The following is an 18,998-nucleotide window of genomic DNA, read 5'->3' as shown; positions in this document are numbered from 1 at the left end:
ATAAAAAAAGGGCCAATAAAGGCCCTTTGCAATGATGTAATCAATTAGCTAATCATAATTGTTTTAATATTTACAAATTCTCGTATGCCAAAACCGCCGTGTTCACGGCCGTGACCACTGTCTTTTACTCCGCCAAATGGTAAATTTGGTTGCGCTAAACCATAGCCGTTTATATTGATCATACCGGTTTCAAAATGATTTTTAGCAAGCTCAATAGCTTTGTTTTCATCTTTTGAGAAGATACCACCACCTAAACCATAACGTGAGTCGTTAGCGATACGCATAGCGTCTTGGTTATCTTTAGCTTTAATTAACGATGCTACAGGGCCAAAAAGTTCATCATCGTATGCGGGCATACCTGGCGATAAGTTTTCAAGTAGCGTGGGCGGATAGTAAAAACCCGTTTGCTCTGGAATGTTGCCACCTGCGACGACAGTAGCCCCTTTTGCAACTGATTCTTGCACTTGCTGATGAATTTGATCGCGTAAATCCTCGCGCGCCATTGGCCCAAGGTTAGTCTCCTTATCCATCGGGTCGCCCATTTTCATGCTTTTAAGTTGCTCGCTGAGGGCATTTTTAAAGTCATCATAAAGGGCATCAACAACGACGAAGCGCTTAGCCGCCACACATGTTTGGCCATTATTTACCATTCGCCCTTGTAAGCAGGTTTTTACAGCAAGCGCTAAGTCTGCATCATCAAGGACTAAGTAGGCATCGTTACTTCCCAGTTCTAATACCGTTTTTTTAACGTATTTACCTGCACGTTCAGCTACTTTTTTACCTGTACCGTCACTGCCAGTAAAGGTCACGCCACGAATCGCTGGGTGGCTAATCAACTCGCTGGCAGTTTTACCGTCAATTAATAAATTAGTGAAGCAGTATTTTTCAAAGCCCGCTTCAATAAAGAGAGATTCGATTTTTTCAGCCATGCCAAATACATTACCGGCATGTTTAAGTACGGTAGTATTACCTGCCATTATGTTAGTTACAGCGTAGCGGATCACTTGATATAGTGGGAAGTTCCACGGTTGAATGCCCAATAAAACCCCGGTCGGTTGGTAAGTAATAATTGCTTTACCATTTTGCATTTGACGTGTTTCATCCGCTAACTGCGACGCGCCATTTTCAGCGGTATAACGACAAATTGCAGCGCATAGCTCGACTTCTTGTAAGCCTTGTGAATAGAGTTTACCCATTTCTAAAGTCATTAACTCGGCCAATTGTTGTTTATTTTTTTCAAATATACTGGCAAGATTATTGAGTAAATCAGCGCGTTCAGAAAATGATGTTTGGCGCCATTTTAAAAAGGTATCGTGGGTTTTATCCACGGCTTGCTGTGCTTGCTCCAATGTTAGTAATGTATACTGAGCAATGGTTTCTTCAGTTGCCGGATTGATAGTGGTTACTGTGTTAGTCATACTTATCTCCTTACAAATCATGTGCAGAAGATATTGCAAAGCTAACGCCACTTTATTTTTTAGCTAAATAAGCTTTTTAACCACTTGTTAATAATGGGGTTTGTGTTTTATTTGGTTTTATTTATATAAATTATTAAGTAGCTGTATTCTGTAAAAAATGCACGTAACAGAAAATGTTACAAGGAGAGTCTAATGATAAGGTCACTTTTTAATATTCCCCTTGCGCTTATTCAAGCGCCTATGGCCGGCGTGCAAGATGCAAAGCTTGCAGCAAGCGTGTGTGAAGCCGGTGGGCTTGGCTCATTACCATGTGCGATGTTAAGTGAGCAGCAACTTATAGCTCAATTAACTCAACTTACACAAATTACTAATAAACCTTATAACCTTAACTTTTTCTGTCATGCGCAATCAGATTATACGCCAATCCAAACACAGCAGTGGCATTGTCTTTTAGCTCCCTATTTTGCAGAGTATGGTGTTGATGAAAGAGCACTAAGTAGTGAGGCATCCCGACAGCCCATAACTCAAAAAATAGTCGATGTTATAGCCCCATTTAAGCCGCCTGTAGTGAGTTTTCATTTTGGTTTACCTGCAAATAATATAGTGCAACAAATCAAGAGTTGGGGGGGCAAAGTAATCTCAACCGCGACGACTCTCGACGAGGCTATTTGGCTTAATAACAATGGTGCGGATGCAATTATTGCGCAAGGTTTAGAAGCCGGAGGGCATCGTGGGCATTTTTTATCAATGGATTTGAATTTACATAAAACAACCACAGAGCTTGTTAAAGAATGTGTAGCTAACGTGAATGTTCCTATTATTGCTGCTGGCGGTATTGCTGATGCGGATGACGTACTGAATATGAAGCTACTAGGCGCCAGTGGTGTGCAGGTTGGTAGTGCTTATTTACTGTGTAATGAGGTAACAACATCTGCACTTCATCGTGATGCAATATTAAAGCAAGGCGATGGATCTACATCATTAACAACGTTGTTTTCAGGGCGTGTAGCCAGAGGCATTTGTAATCGTGTAATGAATGAACTCGGCTCAATACCTGAGCATGTTCCGCCATTTCCTTATGCAAGTATTGCAATCACGGCGCTTAGATCTAAAGCCGAGGAGCGTAAGGAAAGTGGTTTTTCACCGCTTTGGTGTGGGCAAAAGTATATTCCTCGAGTGAATGTGAGCGCAGCTGAAGTGTCGTTGGTATTAATGAGTAAGTGGTCTGTATAGATGCCACAATCACACATATTACCACTGGGCGATAGTAACCGTGAATTAGCGCATGCTTTGGCTGATAAATTAGCGGGGCGTTATCCGACAAAGCAATTTGAGCGTGATGACGTGTTAGTGCAGCAAGGGCAAAAACAATATTATGGGTATTTGTTACTTGATGGTGTGCTTGGGGCATTACATGCAACTGCTGATGGCGGCCAGAAGTGTAAAGAGTTTTATTTTAAAGACGAGTTTGCATTGCTATTTACTAATTGGCTAACGGATACTGATGCTTTTTATCAATTGAAAGTTATTAAATCTGCAAAAGTAATTGTTGTGCCACTTAGCCTTTTTACTCAGCCTGCATGGCAATGTTTAAAGCAGCAATTAATTACTCAACAGCTTATTTTTAAAGAAGCAAAAGAAGCATTTTTACTGCTCAATACACCTGAGCAGCGGTATTGTTATTTACTGAACGAAAAACCTCATTGGCTTGCTCAACTGAATTTAACTGAAGTCGCACTGTATATTGGGATATCGGCTATATCATTATCAAGAATTCGTAAGCGCCTTAACTTAAGTTAAGGGGAAACGACATAAAGCTAGTTAGACTGCTGTTTTTACAGGAGTCGCTATGTTCATACTTTCACAATGTTTGGTTGCAGTTGCCACACTTTTAGATTTAGCATCGTTTCAATTTAAGTCCCGAAAACTTATATTACTGTGCTTGTTTAGTTCGGTGCTTTTAACTGCCACTCATTTTTTCTTATTGAATAAAATGAGTGCCGCTTTATTGATGCTGATTGCCGCTACACGATACTTTTACTGTATTTTTAACCGTAGCCAATGGGCGATGTTAGGGTTTATGTTATTAAGCTGTGTTGCCGTGGCTCTAAGTTGGCAAGATTGGCTGAGCGGTTTGGCGTTAATCGCAACCTTGATACAAACATTTGCTTCATTTCGACAGCGGGATGTATTGTTGCGACTATTTATGGTGCTCGGTACTGCTTTTTGGATAAGTCACAACATATTGGTGGGTTCACCTGTTGCGGTATTAATGGAGTGTTTATTTTTAATGAGTAACCTGATTGGGTTGTTTCGTTTTTATGTGCTGCCTAAGGATATTAAACCTGCAAGTTAGCAGGTTTAATTTTTATTCAGAGCATTAAAGTTTTTTTACAATTTCTTTTAGTAAGTAAGTTTCGCGGATAATTGATAGCCCTTGTTTATCGCTGTTGGCCAGTGTGCGCTCGTTGTGGGCTATGGCCTCATGAATATCAACCCACTTAGCAACCATGCCATTTTGCTGCTCGTAATGCTCAAGCTGCGATTGTCCTAACTGCGCATCAATACTGCAAAAATAACAGTAAGATTTAATGTTTATAACGTCAAAGTCATCTTTGTACCAAGGCCTAAATTCTTCGTATAAACCAAACTCACCAAGTACTTTAATATTTTGGGCGCCGGTTTCTTCTTGTAGCTCGCGGATAAGCCCTTGCTCAATAGTTTCACCTTCGTCAATGCCGCCGCCGGGTAGGCTGTAATCTTCATAGCGTTTAGTAAACATAAGCAAAATAGTATTATCACGTAGGACAATTGCGCGACCCGTTAAGCGAGTAAACTGCGTTGAAGTTGCATTACTTATACTTGGGTGGATTGCTGTTTTTAATAAGCGCATAGAGTTCCTTGTTTAAATTTAAAAAAATACCTTATTAAGTAAACCAATTGTATCAGTTAAGCGTACATATGTAGTTAAGTGCGTGTTCTATGTCATAAGAGAAAGTCAGAGCCTTTTATTTATTTATTAGGGTGCGTAGAATAGGAAAAAAATCATAGGGATTTAAAATGTTAAACATACTTTTAGTCGATGATGACGCCGAGTTTAGTGATGTTGTATGCCATATAGTTGAATTTTTAGGTCATAACATTGATACCGCAGCCAATTTGGCAGAAGCAGAACAATGGTTTGTTAATAATACCTTTGACCATGTTTTTTTAGATTTTATGCTGCCAGATGGCAGCGGTTTGCATTTGGTTGAGCACTTAAAAAGTATTGGGCAAACTCCAAAGATCACGTTAATTTCTGGTCATCCTTCAGTTAAAGGTAAATTAGCTGAGATGTGTGAGCCTAACGTAGGGCATTTGGTTAAGCCTTTGCAGCGCGAAGATATTGAGCGAGTACTTAACCCTAAAAAGAAAGCAAATAAGAAAAAAGCAAAGCCGAGCATTGAAAAGCACTTTGGTACGCTAATCGGCGAATCTGAAGTGATGAAGAGTTTGTATACCATGATTGAACGCGTTGCGAATACAAGCGCAAATGTGATGTTAATGGGAGAAAGTGGTGCAGGTAAAGAGGTAGTCGCTCAGGCTATCCATAATGCCAGCCAATGTGAGGGGCCGCTTGTGGCAACCAACTGTGGTGCTTTATCAAAAGAACTAATAGGCAGCGAACTGTTTGGCCATGAAAAAGGGGCATTTACAGGGGCTATCGCCCGTAAAGAGGGGGTGTTTGAGCAAGCAGCAACAGGAACCTTATTTTTAGATGAAGTAACTGAAATGCCTATTGATATGCAGCCAAATTTACTGCGTGTTCTAGAAAGTAGAAAGGTTACACGAGTAGGTGGAAACCGTGAGCTACCTGTTGATTGTCGTGTTATATCAGCTACCAACCGTTCGTTAACTGATTTGGCGCAAAACAATGTTATTCGTGAGGATATTTACTTCAGGTTGGCTGTGTTCCCTATCGATATTCCTGCATTGCGCGAGCGCAAGGAAGATATAGAGCTACTTGCTAAAGCTTTTTTAGAACAGTTAAATGATGAAAATGGTACTGATTTCAACTGGCAAGCAAGCCAGTTAAAAGAGCTTGAAAGCTATGATTGGCCGGGTAATGTACGAGAATTACGCCATGCAATCCATCGTGCCTTTATAATGAGCGATCCAAAAGGGAAAGTAATTACGTTACCAGGTAATTTAGAATCGCCTTTTTCACGTGCAAATAAGCAAACCCAAGCTAATCAGGTTAGTGCCGGTCAAACTATTGAGGAAGTTGAGAAAGAACTGATCCACGCGACTTTAGATAAAGTACAAGGCAATAAGACTTTGGCGGCTCAAATGCTAGGGATCAGTACTAAAACACTTTATAACCGGCTAAATGCTTACGGCGGCATAGGTGAATACAAGTAAACAAGGTAATCATAGAGGGCAATATGAGTGATAAAGAACCTTTAAATAAATTAGTTCATGATGCGCGTGCACCACTTAATCGTATATCAATGAATGCAGAACTGATAAAGCTTGTGCTAGAAAATGACATGCCTAAAGATAAGGCAATTGCTGCACTAGATAAAATCATCAGTAATTGTCAGCAATGCAGTGATAGCTTGCAAAAAATTAGTGATACGCAATAAAGCATATAGGAAATAAATACGCGTGAAGAAACAGCAAGGAAAAACAAACATAGTATGGGCAAGTTTTATCGCTGTTGTGCTTTGTATTATTGTAGGTAATGCTTTTTTAGCATTGAACACAATTCAAAGTTTAACTAAAACACAAGGCAGTTTAGATAACACAAACTCATTGACAGCTGCAATAGAACAGCTTCATTTATCCGTTGTGCAAGCTGAATCCGGTCAGAGGGGTTACTTACTGACAGAGAAAGAAGATTACTTGCTTCCTTATTTTGATGCGATCACTCAGTTAGAGTCACAAACTGAGCATTTGAAGTCATTGCGATCAGAAATTGATGAGCAAGCTCAGCATATAGCTGAATTATTTTTATTGGTTGACGCTAAAATTAAGGAGCTAAAGCTTACTGTTAACTTGGCTCAAGATGATAAGGAGCGCCGTGCATTAGGTATACTTAATACTGATAGGGGCCGAGAACTTTATAAAGAAATTAGAGCGCTTGTAACAAAAATTCAAGATCGTGAAATTATTTTTAAAGCGCATTTATTTGCAAAGTTAAGGCAAATTAAAAATGAAGCAAAAATAACGTTTGCGATTACAGCGATTACGAGTGCTTTGTTAATTATCGGCATGTTTATTTTGACGCGGTTAAATTTGCGAAATGAAGCTAGGTATCGCTTAAAACTTGAACATCAAAATGAAACGCTCGCAAACAAAGTTAACGAGCGCACGCAAGAGCTTACGTTGTACTCAGATGAGTTGAGTCGCAGTAATCGAGAGCTTGAAGACTTTGCATTTGTGGCAAGTCATGATTTGCAAGAACCCCTGCGAAAAATTCAGGCATTCAGCGACCGCTTGGAAACAATGTATAAAGACGAGTTAGGTGAAAAAGGCATTGATTACATTGGCAGAATGAAAAATGCGGCGCAGCGTATGTCAAATCTAATCAACGATTTGCTAGAGTTTTCACGTGTAACAACACGTGGTAAGGACTTTACAGACACTGACTTAAACATTGTGATGACTGAGATATTAAGTGATTTAGAAATTGCGATAAAAGAAAGTGATGCACAAGTTAGCGTAGCTGAAATGCCCATTATTAAGGCTGATCCAAGTCAAATGCAGCAGTTGTTTTTAAATTTAATATCTAATGCAGTTAAATTTAGGCGGCCAAATGAAGCGCCTGTAATCACTATTGAACATGAGCATTATAGTGAATTTAGCGATGACCATAATACTGAGTTATCGTGGCAAATTATTAGGGTTTCAGATAACGGCATTGGCTTTGATCCCGAATATACAGATAAGATTTTTGTGCCGTTTCAGCGTCTTCACGGGCGATCGCAATACAAAGGCACTGGTATTGGTTTATCTGTGTGTCGACGTATAGTTGAGCGCCATGGTGGCACAATAACTGCAAAAAGCGAAAGCGGCGAGGGTGCAACCTTCGTCATAAAATTACCTGTGGAAAGTGAGCTTTTCACACTGCAAGGAGAGGCGTAAATGCCATTCACTAAAGTAAAACCAATTACGATATTAATGGCTGATGACGATGAAGATGATCGTTTACTAGCACAGGATGCATTAGCCGAAAGCCGCGTACTTAACGAGCTATACTTTGTTGAAGATGGCGTTGAGCTTTTAGAGTACCTTGAGCGCAGAGGAAAGTTTGAAAGCAAAGAGTCGTCACCACGACCGGGCTTAATTTTATTAGACCTGAATATGCCTCGTATGGATGGTAGAGAAGCTTTACAAGCAATTAAGGCTAACCCTAATTTAAAAGGGATCCCAGTTGTTATTTTGACCACATCTAAGCAAGAAGAGGATATGGTAAAAGGTTATGATCTAGGTGCTGCTTCATACATTACTAAGCCTGTCACATTTGAGGGGTTGGTTGAATTAATGAAAACGTTAGGAAAATATTGGGTAGAGTTTGTTGAGCTGCCGAGTACTTTTAACGATTAATAATAGACACACCCAAACGCCTTAAAAAATAACCGCTTTGATTAAGAGTCGTAAATGTTGTTTTGAGGTGTTTAGGTTTGAGCCTACTTAGATATGTTTAAGTGGGCTTTTTAGCATAGGGAGATATTATGTTAACTAAAGCAACCAAATTGCTGCTTGTTGAAGATGATGAAGATGATTATATACTCACTTGTGATTATCTAGAGCAGTTAAGTGCGCATACGTTTGACATAGAGTGGATCAGTGATCCTCTGAGTGCTGTTGAAGTACTAAGCAAAAACGAACATGATATTTGCCTCCTTGACTACCGGTTAGGTGCATCAGATGGGTTAACAGTATTAAAACAAGCGGTAGAAAATGGGTTTGCTGGCCCAATAATCATGTTAACGGGGCAATCAGATGATGCGCTAGATTCAGCTGCACTTGATGCCGGAGCCGTTGACTACCTTGTAAAAAATGAGATGAGTAGTAGCCGGTTTGCACGTTCAATTCGTTACGCGTTAGCTCGACGTGATGTTGAAGATGAACGTTTAGAACGATTAAAAGCAGAGGCAGAAAACCGCTCGAAAGATCGCTTTTTAGCGCACTTAAGCCATGAATTACGTACGCCATTATCGTCTATTTTGGGGTACACTGAGTTACTTATGCAAAGTGACTTTAGTGAGCATGCGAATAACGAATTGGGGGTGATTTATCGTAACGGTAAGCACTTACTTAGTTTGTTAAATGATGTGCTTGATTTATCAAAAATAGCTGCAGATAAACTTGAACTCAGCTGCAGTAATGTAAACTTAGATAGCTTAATGGCTGATGTATTTACCTTGATGCGCGTATCGGCGTTGGATAAAGGGTTGTCTCTTCGATTTGAGTCACTGCAACCTCTGCCGTTGATTATTAATATTGATGCGACACGGTTTAGACAAATTCTGATTAATATTGTCAATAATGCTATTAAATTCACTGATGAGGGTGAAATTGTTGTTAGAGCCTGGACCGAGGTGGTTAATAATCGGGAAATGCTATTTTTTAGTATAAAAGATTCAGGAGTTGGTATAGCATCTGAAAAACAAGCCTTAATATTTAAACCATTTGAACAAATTGCGGATGTAGAGTCTAGATCTGTTGGTGGTGCAGGCTTGGGCTTGGCGATATGCTCTGAGTTATTAAGTAGAATGCAAGGAAGCATATCTTTGGAGTCCGCTATTGGTAATGGCTCTAAATTCACTATTTCTCTCTATCCTGGCAATATTGAGGGAGTTGAACGTGAGCTTCTTAAACTTGATTTAACGCCAAATATGCAGCATAAAACCGCGCCATGTCAGGTTACTGGTCGAGTATTAGTGGTTGATGATTTAAGAGATTTACGGGTTTTAGTTGGCCATATGATCTCCTCCGCAGGGGCTAAAGTAGACTATGCGGAACATGGAAAACAAGCGCTTGATAAGGTTAGTAAGGCGCAACAAAATGGCACCCCTTTCGACATTATATTTTTAGATATTCATATGCCAGTTATGGGTGGAAAAGAGGCAACAATAGAGCTCAGGAAAATGGGTTTTAAGGGAGCTATTATTGCTCTGACTGCCGCTACAATGAAAGGAATACACAGTGAGTTATCCGCATTAGGCTTTAATGATGTGATCGGTAAGCCAGTAGATTCAACTTTATTGTATCAGTGTTTGCAAGATAAGCTTATAAATAATAATCAACCCGAAGAAACAGCGATAAAGCATAAAGTAAGTGAAAGTAGTGCACGCTTTTTATTAGTTGAAGATGATGCTGATGCTGCGCAAATAACTCAACTATTACTGGAAAGCTTAGGAGTCGAAACGCTGATCGCATCAAGCTATGCTCATTGTCTTGCGGTTTTAAAAAGTGATAGCCAGTTTGATAAAGTACTGCTTGATATGCATTTACCAGATGGCAGCGGTTTGGAGCTGGCCAGCTATATAAAACAACATTATCCAAAAATACAGCGGGTAATTGTCAGTGGTATGGAGCCAGATCCTGTGAAAATTAAGCAGTTGGAAATAGAACAAGTACTGTTAAAGCCGATTAATTTATCGTTGTTAACAGACCTGATTAATGTTTGACATAAAGGAATATCTTTAATGAATACAATATTGTGTGCTACTGAGTCAATTAGTCCGAATAAAGTTGTTTGTGTAGGACGTAACTTTGCAGCTCATATCGCAGAGCTTGGCAATGAAACGCCCACTGAACTGTTACTTTTTATAAAACCAAATAGCGCAATTAGTACTAATTTAAAAAGCCACCATAACGATGATGAATTGCATTTTGAGACCGAACTGTGTTTTTTAGTACAAAATAATCGCCTTGCGGCAGTTGGAATTGGACTTGATTTAACAAAGCGCGATGTGCAAACACATTTAAAGAGTAAAGGGCTGCCATGGGAGAGAGCTAAAGCATTTGATGGTTCTGCTGTATTTAGTGAGTTTGTGCTAATAGATGACAGTAAAGCCGCATTTAGTTTTAGCTTGAACATCAATGGTCAGGTACAACAACAAGGTGATTGTGAGCTGATGATCACAAAACCAGATGCTATTTTTGCGCAAATTAGTGAGTTTATGACTTTGCAAGATGGCGATATTATAATGACTGGTACGCCTGCAGGTGTCGCAGTGGTAAATGCGGGATCTGAGTTTGTAGCTCAACTGTATTTATCGCAGCAGTTATTATTAGAGCAGCGCTGGTTAGCCGTTTAAATTTACCTTGAGTATAGGACTGAGATGGTTTTAGCATAACAAAAGCCCAATGATTTATTGGGCTTTTTAGTGGCTGTTTAAAATGGCATTGGGTATTGTCTAAAAACAGTGCCTATATCGGTAAGCGCTTGTTCGCTTAGTTCGATATTAAATGCAGCAATGTTATCTTTTAGCTGGGCCATAGTTGTTGCGCCAATAATTGATGACGATACACCATCCACTTGGTCGCACCATGCTAGCGCCAATTGTGCCGCTGACATTTTATATGTTTTAGCGATTTCAACATATTGGCTTATTGCCTGTTGTGATTGTGGGGTATCACGAAATAAGCCATTGCGTTGCATTAGCGTCCAGCGGCTTCCCTCTGGGCGTGCGCCATTAAGGTATTTACCGCTAAGCATGCCGCCAGCCAGCGGTGACCATGGTAGGTATGCAATATCTTCATGAATACATTGCTCTATTAGATAGGGCCAATCTTTTGCGTGGAGTAGGCTAAATTCATTTTGAATAGAGGCCATGCGCGGTAGGTTATGCTCTTCGCTTAAACGTAAAAACTGACTAATGCCCCACGGTGTGTCGTCAGAAAGCCCACAATGCTTGATTTTACCTGCTTTTACACAGTCATTGAGCCCTTCTAAAATATCGAGCATACCGGCAGTGTGCTGCTCTGTATTGGCGTCACTAAAGCGGATCATACCGGGCCATTGTTTACTAAAATGGGGGGATTGTCTGTTTGGCCAATGTAGTTGGTATAAGTCAATTACGTCGGTTTGTAAGCGTTGTAACGAATTATCAACCGCATTAATGATTGCTTGGCGCGTAATGTCGCCGCCATCACGGACCCAAGAAAGACCGTTACCTGCAATTTTAGTTGCCAGTACAATGTCATCACGTTTACTTTTATTACGTGATAACCAGTCGCCAATTATTTGCTCTGTTTTACCGTATGTATCAGGAGTCGGCGGTACGGCATACATTTCAGCCGTATCGATAAAGTTAACGCCTTGCTCTAGAGCATAAGCAATCTGCTCATCCGCATCCGCTTGGGTGTTTTGTTCGCCCCAGGTCATGCTTCCTAAGCATACCCGTGACACATTGATACCACTGCGACCTAGTGGGCTGTAACGCATAATAAATCCTTATTTTTAATTTAATCTCGTGAATAAGTATGAAGTGCGGCCAATAATGGTTCACTCAATAGCGCTTTTTTACCCGTTTTAAAGTTAAACATGACAACTTGTGAAGAACCTAACGTGGTGACTGCATTTTGCTGTTGGCTAAATACGCTGTAATGCATCATAAAACGATCAGCCTGTATGTCACTAATGGTTACGCCAACCAGTACTGTATCAGGAAATGTTACTGGGCGTTTATACCGTGCATTGTTTTCACTTATTACAGGTCCAATTCCTGTGGTTTGCAAATCTTCTAATAAATTTATTTGATTAAAAAAATCAATGCGGGCAGTTTCGAAGTACCGAAAATAAACGACGTTATTAACATGTTGTAAGGCATCCATTTCACCCCAGGCGACATTAATTTGAGTATGAATAGGGTATTGTTTTATAAATGATTGCATTGACTATGACCCGTAAAAACTAAAAACCTAGGTTAACAATTGCCTGGCGGTAGCTCAAGATAATTAGAATAATGAGGGAAATGTGCTAAGTTTAATGACTAACGTTGACATAAAGAGTCTAGCTGAATTTAAAGGAGATAATAATGAATATACCTACCAACAAAGCTATAAAATGGTTAGCGCTATTGGCGGTAATTTGTTTAGCCTTCGTGTGTTATGCAATGGGGAATGCCTCAGGCGCAATTGCATTGGTGATCCTTGGTTTTGTACTTGAAGGTGCGTTTTGGTTGTTTGGCAGCCGTTTATTTAATCGTAAGAAATCGTCACAAGAAGAATCATCTCCCTCATGACTTGCTAATAGATCAAAGTTAATCAATAATGACTGTTTATTTATACAGTTGTTTGGTTGGGGAAATGAAAAAGTTTATTCATATCGACATGGATTGCTTTTATGCTGCCGTTGAAATGCGAGACAATCCTGCGCTTGCTAACGTGCCATTAGCGATTGGTGGTAATAGCCGCCGTGGCGTGCTTTCTACAGCAAACTATATAGCGCGTGAGTATGGTGTACGTTCAGCTATGTCAAACTACCGAGCCAAACAATTATGCCCAGATTTAGTGATTGTACCAGGACGAATGCACGTTTATAAACATGCTTCAGAGCAAATACGTGCCGTGTTTCAGCGTTATACAAACCTTATAGAACCTCTCTCTTTAGATGAAGCTTACCTTGATGTTACCGACAGCACGCCATGTCATGGCAGTGCGACTTTAATGGCGCAACAAATACGCGCTGATATTTATGCCGCCACGGGTTTAACTGCATCGGCTGGGATCGCTCCTATTAAATTTATTGCTAAAATTGCCAGTGATGAAAATAAACCAAACGGCCAATTTGTTGTATTACCAGATCAAGTTGATGCGTTTTTAGCTCAGTTACCACTGGGTAAAATACCGGGCGTGGGAAAAGTTACGCTGGAAAAGCTTAATTTAAAAGGCCTATATACAGGCGCCGATGTATGCGCTAAAGGCGTTAATTGGATGCAGCAACATGTGGGGAACTTTGGCGTTTCACTTTATCAAAAATGTGCAGGGCTTCACATTGGCTGTGTATCTACAAATCGTGTGCGTAAATCATTAAGTGTGGAACATACATATGAATATAACAAAACTAATCTACAAGAATGTCTTGAGCAGTTACCGTTATTGTTAGAAGAGTTAACGCGGCGCTTAACTAAGCAAGGTTTAGATCAGCGAATTAGTAAACTGAGTGTTAAAGTAAAGTTTGCCAATTTTGTCGTAACTTCTGCCGATCAAGCCTACCATCAATTAGATAGCAGCATTTTTACCGAGCTATTGAGTAAAGCTTATCAACGTGGTGTACAACAACCCGTTAGGTTACTAGGCATTGGTGTTGGAGTGAAAAGTGAGCCTCAACAGCATGTGCAATTGAGCATATTAGACTAAAGGTTTACAGTCAGCGTTGTTTAAATATTGTTAGTGTAGATGATGGGAGATAAAACATTGTTTTTAAATACGCAATAGTTTGGTTGCTTCCTAATTAATAATAATTTTAACTATAAGAGAGAAGGCTATGCAATCGGTTGTTATTGTACTGCTGGGTATGGTTGGGATGCTTTTTGGCTGGTTTGTTTATTCTAAATTTATCGCCGAGAAGATTTTCAAAATGGATGACAGCTTTGTCACGCCAGCCCATGAACTTGAAGATGGTGTGGACTATGTGCCCACTAATAAAGTCGTCCTTTGGGGACATCACTTTACCTCTGTTGCAGGTGCTGCACCTATTGTTGGTCCTGCTATTGCCGTTTACTGGGGTTGGGTGCCTGCGGTTTTATGGGTTGTTTTTGGAACAATATTCTTTGCGGGTGTGCACGATATGGGCGCACTTTGGGCAAGTGCGCGTAACAAAGGTAAATCAATGGGCGCATTGTCTGAAAGCGTGATTGGTAAGCGTACGCGTGCATTATTTATGATTGTGGTTTTTTTAGTGCTACTAATGGTTAACGCGGTATTTGGGGTGGTGATTGCTAAATCATTTATCAGTAGTCCTAATGCTGTTTTTCCTGCGTGGGCCGCAATTGTAGTGGCATTGGTTATTGGCCAGTTATTGCGTAAAAAAGTATCGCTAATACCGCTTTGCTTTATTGGTGTTGGAATTTTGTATTACACCATTTACCTGGGCAGCAGCATGCCAATTTCATTACCTGATGAATTATTTGGTTTAAGCGCAAATGCTAACTGGATTATAATTTTATTTGCTTATGCTGCAATTGCGTCATTGTTACCTGTATGGATGCTATTACAGCCTCGTGACTTTATTAATGGTATGCAACTGCTTGTAGGTTTAGTGTTGTTATATGGTGCAGTATTTATCTCTATGCCAGACATTACAGCGCCGGCATTTAATACCCAAGTTGCGATGGACACACCCAGTATAATCCCACTGTTATTTGTAACAATCGCGTGTGGCGCGGTATCAGGCTTTCACGGCATTGTGTCCTCTGGTACTAGCTCTAAACAGCTTAATAAAGACAAAGATGCCCGTTTTGTGGGTTACTTAGGGGCTGTTGGCGAAGGTATGCTTGCACTTATTACGTTAGTCGCTGTAAGTGGTGTTGCACTGGCTGTATCCCCTGAAGAGTGGCATGAAATATATAGTCACTTAGGAGCTGGCAGCGTAGGTGCATTTGTTAATGGTGGCGCAAACTTAATTGAAAGTGGCTGGGGTATCTCACACGAAATAGCGTCTACTTTACTAGCCGTTATGGTTGTACTTTTTGCTGGTACAACCATGGATTCTGGGGTTCGCTTACAGCGCTATATTATCCAAGAGTGGGGTGATATTTATAATATTAAGATTATAAAAAATGGCGTTATTGCAACGCTGTTAGCTGTCGTTTGCTGCTTGTTATTAGCATTTGGTGCTGGTGGCGCTGATGGAAGTGGCGGTATGATTATTTGGCCATTATTTGGATCAACTAATCAGATTCTTGCAAGCTTAACGTTATTAGTCATTTCTGTGATGCTTATTAAAGCAAACCGTCCAGCTAAGTACACATTGATCCCTATGAGTTTTGTATTAGTGATGGCCTTTTTTGCAGGTGTAATAAAGCTGGGCGAATACTATCAACAAGGTAATTGGTTGCTCGTGACGCTTGATGTTGTGGTATTGGTTATCAGTGTATTAGTGATGCTTGAGGCATGGTCTGTAATTGCTAAGCACCGAGCAGAGAGTAAATCAGCAAGTAGTGAATAGATGATTTATTTTACACTGTAACCACAAGTTGCCAGCGGCGTATTAGCTTGTCTCGCTTTGCTGGCAATGGGTACTTAAATAAATGATAATAAGGTCCTATTTTTTGACAACAGGACCTTTTTTATGGCATATCCTCACGCAGTTGCAGCAGCAACATTTGATGACGCAGCACATGATGCGTTAATTATTATCGGTAATGACTTCTCACACTTAGCTGATAGCTCATTAAGCCAGTCAATTGCAGCGCAGATGGCTGTAGATGCACGCATTGGCAAACAAGTTACCCTATTAGTAATCGATTCTAAGCGCGTTATTTTAGCCCCTACGGGTCCGCTTAATCGTGATTACGACGACGTACGCCGTTATTTTGATGCAGCGAAACTTGCGATTAATGAAGCTAAGGCATCAGGCTGCACACAGCCTGCTATTTATTTACCGCAAGCAAGTCAAGAAAGCCGTTATCAATATGCCCTTGAAGTTGCTTATTTAGGTGCTTGCCAAGCCTTGTGGCAACCACTTGAAGCGCGTGAGTTTCATGGTCAAAACATTGAACCAATTACTCAAATTACTTTAATTGGTGCAAATGAAAAAACGGCGAAAGCTGTTGATGCCATGGCCGCTGGCCAATATGCGGCTCGCGATCTATGTGGTACCGAGCCTGAGCGTATGGCGCCACCGCGCTTTGCTGACTACTGCGTTGATTTATTCAAAGGCAGTAATGTGAGTGTTGAAGTGATTTCTGATATCGCAAAAATTGATAAAGATTACCCAATGTTAAGTACTGTTGCGCGTGCATCTTATGCCGTTGAGCGTCATCATCCACGCGTGGTTAAACTTGAGTATATTCCGCAAGGTGATGTTACTCGTACGCTGATGTTTGTTGGTAAAGGCTTGGTTTACGATACAGGCGGTGCAGACTTAAAAGTAGGTGGTTACATGGCTGGTATGAGCCGTGACAAAGGTGGTGCAGCTTCTGTTGCTGGCCTTATGAAATCAGTTGCTGATTTTCAGCCTCAAGGCGTAAAAGTAATTGCCTACTTGGCCGTTGTACGTAATTCAATTGGCTCAGATTGTTTTGTACCAGATGAAATAATTACTAGCCGTGAAGGTGTACGTGTACGTATTGGTAATACGGATGCAGAAGGCCGCCTAGCAATGGGGGATTTACTCAGTGAAATGAAAGATTTAGCGAAAGGCGAAGTGAACCCTGAGTTATTCACTGTCGCCACGTTAACAGGCCACGCTGCACGTGCGATGGGCCCTTACAGCGCGTATGTTGAAAATGGACCAGCACGTGCTGCAAATGTGTCGCGCAAGCTAGCTGATTGTGGTGATTTATGGGCTGATGGCGCAGAAGTTTCGCGTAGTCGCCGTGAAGATTATGACTTTATCAAGCCACGTACACTCGCTGATGATGTGCTTTCAAGTAATAATGCAGCTTCAGCTGTCACAGCCCGTGGGCACCAGTTCCCGATGGCATTTTTAGCTGTTGTTGGTGGCCTTGATAAACACGGTACTGATTCTGCAGAGCCAATTCCATACGTTCACATGGATATTGCTGGCAGTGGTGTTGAAGGTGGTGACTGGCAGCATGGTAAACCAACTGCGGCGGGCTTAAGTAGCTTATTCGCACGCTATTGCCTATAACATTCACAATTATACAAAAAAGCCTCGTTTGATAATGTAACGGGGCTTTTTTGTGTCTATTTATTTAGAGGGAGTCCATATAAGAGCCTAGAACTAATCAAGTTTAAATCGGTTAACGACCTCGGTAAGAGCTTGACTGCTGCGCTTTAAGTTATCACTCGCGCCAGAGAGTTGCGATGTGTTAGCTAGAGATTGTTCAGTTGATTGCGATAATTCACCAATGCGTAAATTCACCTCATCTGCAGCACTTGATTGTTGCTCAGTAGCACGAGCGATCTGGCCGTTCATATCGGTGATCACTGATACTAAACGCTCAATCTCACTTAGCGATATGTTGGCTGTTTCTGCTTGCTGCACTGTATTTGTTGATAACTGCCGACTTGCGGTCACGGCATCAACAGCCGCTTGTGCGCCTGTTTGCAGTTTGGCTATCATAGCCTGAATCTCATCGGTACTTTTACCTGTGCGGCTAGCGAGAGTACGAACTTCATCGGCAACCACCGCAAAGCCACGACCTTGCTCTCCTGCGCGAGCTGCTTCAATTGCTGCATTTAAGGCAAGTAAATTGGTTTGTTCAGCAATTCCTCTGATCACATCAAGTACAGAGCCAATATTGTTAGTTTCTTGCGCTAAATCAGCAGTTACTTGGCTGACCGTTTCAATGTTTTTGGATAAAGTTTCGATGGCTTGGATTGTTTTAGCAACCACATTTTTACCGTCAGATGCGTTGCTTGCGGCTTGTGATGCTGCTTGCTCGGCAGCTTCCGCATTACGGCTTACATCATGTATTTGGTGGGTCATTTGCTCCATTGCAGTAGCAACTTGGGTTGAGCTATCGTTTTGTAACTCTATAAATGAGTGGTTTGTTTTACTGGCATCGTCTACGGTGTGAGCATGCTGGTTTACTTCATTTGCATTATGAGCGACTTGCTTGAGTGACTCGCGCATTTTTTTTGTATACAAGTTGAAGTAACGAGATAGGCGTGATACTTCATCATTGCCACTTTCATCCAGTGTTTGGGTTAAGTCGCCTTCACCTTGAGATATGTCTTTCATCATATCGGCTGCAAGCTGCGTAGGACGTAAAATGCTGCGACCAATAAAATAACTTAAACTAATTAACAATATAATAATGATGCTGGCATTAATAATCATTAGGCTTTTTAATGAAGCGAACGACTCATCAATTGTATCGATATACACACCCGATCCAATAATCCATTGCCAAGGCGTAAAGCCTTTTACATAAGCAATTTTATCAACGGGTTTATCTTTACCTGGTTTGGGCCATTTGTAAGGGACATAGCCACTGTCATGTTGTTTTACAATATTAACCATTTCAACAAACAGACGCGTACCATCAGGATCTTTTGTTTCAGATAGCGATTTACCGTTTAACTGTGGTTTTATTGGGTGCATAACCATCGCTGGTTGAAAGTCATTAATCCAGTAGTAGTTACTGTCGTCATAACGCATAGCAGCAATGGTTTCTAGTGCTCTAGCTTGTGCTTGAGATTCGCTCAGAGAGTTATTGAGCTGCAATGAGTGATAATGCACAATAATACTATGGGCAGTCTCGACTAGATTTTTAGTTTTTATATATTGCTCAGTTTTGAGCGAACTATATTGCTGAGCGAGGCTGGTGACACTTAATAGTATTAACCCAACGACTACGACACCGACAAGCATAGCCAAACGCTGAAAAATTGTAAAGCGACGTAGATACGACATAGTACTTCCTTAGTTAGGCCGCAATTATTGCGAGT

General features: G+C 40.8%; 18 protein-coding genes. 13 read left to right on the top strand and 5 right to left on the bottom strand.

What is annotated here, in order from left to right:
- Nucleotides 1–44: 44 nt before the first annotated feature.
- Complete coding sequence (locus ADS77_RS15670) at nucleotides 45–1,418, bottom strand: NAD-dependent succinate-semialdehyde dehydrogenase (RefSeq protein ID WP_054455260.1); 1,374 nt, start codon at nucleotides 1,416–1,418, stop codon at nucleotides 45–47.
- A 192-nt stretch (nucleotides 1,419–1,610) separates the two neighbouring features.
- On the opposite strand from ADS77_RS15670, the gene ADS77_RS15665 reads away from it, so the two are divergent.
- Genes ADS77_RS15665 through ADS77_RS15655 form a run of 3 tightly spaced genes read left to right on the top strand, consistent with a single transcriptional unit; the run spans nucleotide 1,611 to nucleotide 3,774 of the window.
- Nucleotides 1,611–2,651 carry an NAD(P)H-dependent flavin oxidoreductase gene (locus ADS77_RS15665; RefSeq protein ID WP_054455258.1) on the top strand — a complete coding sequence of 347 codons (1,041 nt, stop codon included), beginning with the start codon at nucleotides 1,611–1,613 and terminating at the stop codon, nucleotides 2,649–2,651.
- Entirely contained in the window at nucleotides 2,652–3,218 is a 567-nt protein-coding gene (locus tag ADS77_RS15660) for a Crp/Fnr family transcriptional regulator (protein ID WP_054455255.1), read from the top strand.
- A 49-nt stretch (nucleotides 3,219–3,267) separates the two neighbouring features.
- Nucleotides 3,268–3,774, top strand: a complete 507-nt coding sequence (locus ADS77_RS15655) for a YgjV family protein (protein ID WP_054206182.1) — start codon at nucleotides 3,268–3,270, stop codon at nucleotides 3,772–3,774.
- Nucleotides 3,775–3,798: 24 nt separating this feature from the next.
- Here the strand turns inward: ADS77_RS15655 and ADS77_RS15650 are convergent, their stop codons facing one another.
- A complete protein-coding gene (locus ADS77_RS15650) occupies nucleotides 3,799–4,311 on the bottom strand; it encodes an NUDIX hydrolase (protein WP_054206181.1) in 513 nt (170 codons plus the stop codon).
- A 167-nt stretch (nucleotides 4,312–4,478) separates the two neighbouring features.
- Here ADS77_RS15650 and ADS77_RS15645 point away from each other — a divergent pair, with 167 nt between their 5' ends.
- The 6 genes from ADS77_RS15645 to ADS77_RS15620 all read left to right on the top strand — a co-directional run bounded on the left by ADS77_RS15645 (nucleotide 4,479) and on the right by ADS77_RS15620 (nucleotide 10,729).
- Nucleotides 4,479–5,819 (top strand): sigma-54-dependent transcriptional regulator, encoded by a 1,341-nt coding sequence (locus ADS77_RS15645; RefSeq protein WP_054206180.1) that lies wholly within the window; start codon nucleotides 4,479–4,481, stop codon nucleotides 5,817–5,819.
- A 23-nt stretch (nucleotides 5,820–5,842) separates the two neighbouring features.
- A complete protein-coding gene (locus tag ADS77_RS15640; RefSeq protein WP_054206179.1) occupies nucleotides 5,843–6,043 on the top strand; it encodes a hypothetical protein in 201 nt (66 codons plus the stop codon).
- A 22-nt stretch (nucleotides 6,044–6,065) separates the two neighbouring features.
- Entirely contained in the window at nucleotides 6,066–7,544 is a 1,479-nt protein-coding gene (locus tag ADS77_RS15635) for a sensor histidine kinase (protein WP_082355702.1), read from the top strand.
- Complete coding sequence (locus ADS77_RS15630) at nucleotides 7,545–8,006, top strand: response regulator (RefSeq protein WP_054206177.1); 462 nt, start codon at nucleotides 7,545–7,547, stop codon at nucleotides 8,004–8,006.
- Between the two features lie 128 nt (nucleotides 8,007–8,134).
- Nucleotides 8,135–10,096: a response regulator gene (locus ADS77_RS15625; RefSeq protein WP_054206176.1), complete on the top strand. Its 1,962-nt coding sequence runs from the start codon at nucleotides 8,135–8,137 to the stop codon at nucleotides 10,094–10,096.
- 18 nt (nucleotides 10,097–10,114) lie between these two features.
- The gene (locus ADS77_RS15620; protein ID WP_054206175.1) at nucleotides 10,115–10,729 is read left to right on the top strand and encodes a fumarylacetoacetate hydrolase family protein; all 615 of its coding nucleotides are present in this window, start codon (nucleotides 10,115–10,117) and stop codon (nucleotides 10,727–10,729) included.
- Nucleotides 10,730–10,806: 77 nt separating this feature from the next.
- On the opposite strand, the gene ADS77_RS15615 is transcribed toward ADS77_RS15620, so the two are convergent.
- On the bottom strand, nucleotides 10,807–11,859 hold the full coding sequence (locus tag ADS77_RS15615; RefSeq protein WP_054455251.1) for an aldo/keto reductase: 1,053 nt from the start codon (nucleotides 11,857–11,859) through the stop codon (nucleotides 10,807–10,809).
- A 20-nt stretch (nucleotides 11,860–11,879) separates the two neighbouring features.
- Entirely contained in the window at nucleotides 11,880–12,308 is a 429-nt protein-coding gene (locus tag ADS77_RS15610) for an acyl-CoA thioesterase (protein WP_054206173.1), read from the bottom strand.
- 143 nt (nucleotides 12,309–12,451) lie between these two features.
- Here ADS77_RS15610 and ADS77_RS15605 point away from each other — a divergent pair, with 143 nt between their 5' ends.
- The 4 genes from ADS77_RS15605 to ADS77_RS15590 all read left to right on the top strand — a co-directional run bounded on the left by ADS77_RS15605 (nucleotide 12,452) and on the right by ADS77_RS15590 (nucleotide 17,232).
- Nucleotides 12,452–12,658 carry a hypothetical protein gene (locus ADS77_RS15605; RefSeq protein WP_054206172.1) on the top strand — a complete coding sequence of 69 codons (207 nt, stop codon included), beginning with the start codon at nucleotides 12,452–12,454 and terminating at the stop codon, nucleotides 12,656–12,658.
- A 64-nt stretch (nucleotides 12,659–12,722) separates the two neighbouring features.
- Entirely contained in the window at nucleotides 12,723–13,775 is a 1,053-nt protein-coding gene (gene dinB, locus ADS77_RS15600) for a DNA polymerase IV (RefSeq protein ID WP_054206171.1), read from the top strand.
- 127 nt (nucleotides 13,776–13,902) lie between these two features.
- Nucleotides 13,903–15,585, top strand: a complete 1,683-nt coding sequence (locus ADS77_RS15595) for a carbon starvation protein A (protein WP_054455249.1) — start codon at nucleotides 13,903–13,905, stop codon at nucleotides 15,583–15,585.
- A 123-nt stretch (nucleotides 15,586–15,708) separates the two neighbouring features.
- On the top strand, nucleotides 15,709–17,232 hold the full coding sequence (locus tag ADS77_RS15590) for a M17 family metallopeptidase (RefSeq protein WP_054206169.1): 1,524 nt from the start codon (nucleotides 15,709–15,711) through the stop codon (nucleotides 17,230–17,232).
- A gap of 93 nt (nucleotides 17,233–17,325) precedes the next feature.
- On the opposite strand, the gene ADS77_RS15585 is transcribed toward ADS77_RS15590, so the two are convergent.
- The gene (locus ADS77_RS15585) at nucleotides 17,326–18,963 is read right to left on the bottom strand and encodes a methyl-accepting chemotaxis protein (RefSeq protein WP_054206168.1); all 1,638 of its coding nucleotides are present in this window, start codon (nucleotides 18,961–18,963) and stop codon (nucleotides 17,326–17,328) included.
- Between the last annotated feature and the right edge of the window lie 35 nt (nucleotides 18,964–18,998).

It is taken from the genome of Pseudoalteromonas porphyrae, assembly GCF_001298125.1.
Taxonomy (GTDB): domain Bacteria; phylum Pseudomonadota; class Gammaproteobacteria; order Enterobacterales; family Alteromonadaceae; genus Pseudoalteromonas; species Pseudoalteromonas neustonica.
This window is presented reverse-complemented; position numbering and strand designations above follow the sequence as displayed.

Coding starts and splice junctions, on each gene's coding strand:
- ADS77_RS15660 (WP_054455255.1), top strand. CDS start 2,652: ATGCCACAATCACACATATTACCACTGGGCGATAGTAACCGTGAATTA.
- ADS77_RS15670 (WP_054455260.1), bottom strand. CDS start 1,418: ATGACTAACACAGTAACCACTATCAATCCGGCAACTGAAGAAACCATT.
- ADS77_RS15655 (WP_054206182.1), top strand. CDS start 3,268: ATGTTCATACTTTCACAATGTTTGGTTGCAGTTGCCACACTTTTAGAT.
- ADS77_RS15585 (WP_054206168.1), bottom strand. CDS start 18,963: ATGTCGTATCTACGTCGCTTTACAATTTTTCAGCGTTTGGCTATGCTT.
- ADS77_RS15595 (WP_054455249.1), top strand. CDS start 13,903: ATGCAATCGGTTGTTATTGTACTGCTGGGTATGGTTGGGATGCTTTTT.
- ADS77_RS15620 (WP_054206175.1), top strand. CDS start 10,115: ATGAATACAATATTGTGTGCTACTGAGTCAATTAGTCCGAATAAAGTT.
- ADS77_RS15640 (WP_054206179.1), top strand. CDS start 5,843: ATGAGTGATAAAGAACCTTTAAATAAATTAGTTCATGATGCGCGTGCA.
- ADS77_RS15615 (WP_054455251.1), bottom strand. CDS start 11,859: ATGCGTTACAGCCCACTAGGTCGCAGTGGTATCAATGTGTCACGGGTA.
- ADS77_RS15610 (WP_054206173.1), bottom strand. CDS start 12,308: ATGCAATCATTTATAAAACAATACCCTATTCATACTCAAATTAATGTC.
- dinB (WP_054206171.1), top strand. CDS start 12,723: ATGAAAAAGTTTATTCATATCGACATGGATTGCTTTTATGCTGCCGTT.
- ADS77_RS15605 (WP_054206172.1), top strand. CDS start 12,452: ATGAATATACCTACCAACAAAGCTATAAAATGGTTAGCGCTATTGGCG.
- ADS77_RS15630 (WP_054206177.1), top strand. CDS start 7,545: ATGCCATTCACTAAAGTAAAACCAATTACGATATTAATGGCTGATGAC.
- ADS77_RS15625 (WP_054206176.1), top strand. CDS start 8,135: ATGTTAACTAAAGCAACCAAATTGCTGCTTGTTGAAGATGATGAAGAT.
- ADS77_RS15665 (WP_054455258.1), top strand. CDS start 1,611: ATGATAAGGTCACTTTTTAATATTCCCCTTGCGCTTATTCAAGCGCCT.
- ADS77_RS15650 (WP_054206181.1), bottom strand. CDS start 4,311: ATGCGCTTATTAAAAACAGCAATCCACCCAAGTATAAGTAATGCAACT.
- ADS77_RS15645 (WP_054206180.1), top strand. CDS start 4,479: ATGTTAAACATACTTTTAGTCGATGATGACGCCGAGTTTAGTGATGTT.
- ADS77_RS15590 (WP_054206169.1), top strand. CDS start 15,709: ATGGCATATCCTCACGCAGTTGCAGCAGCAACATTTGATGACGCAGCA.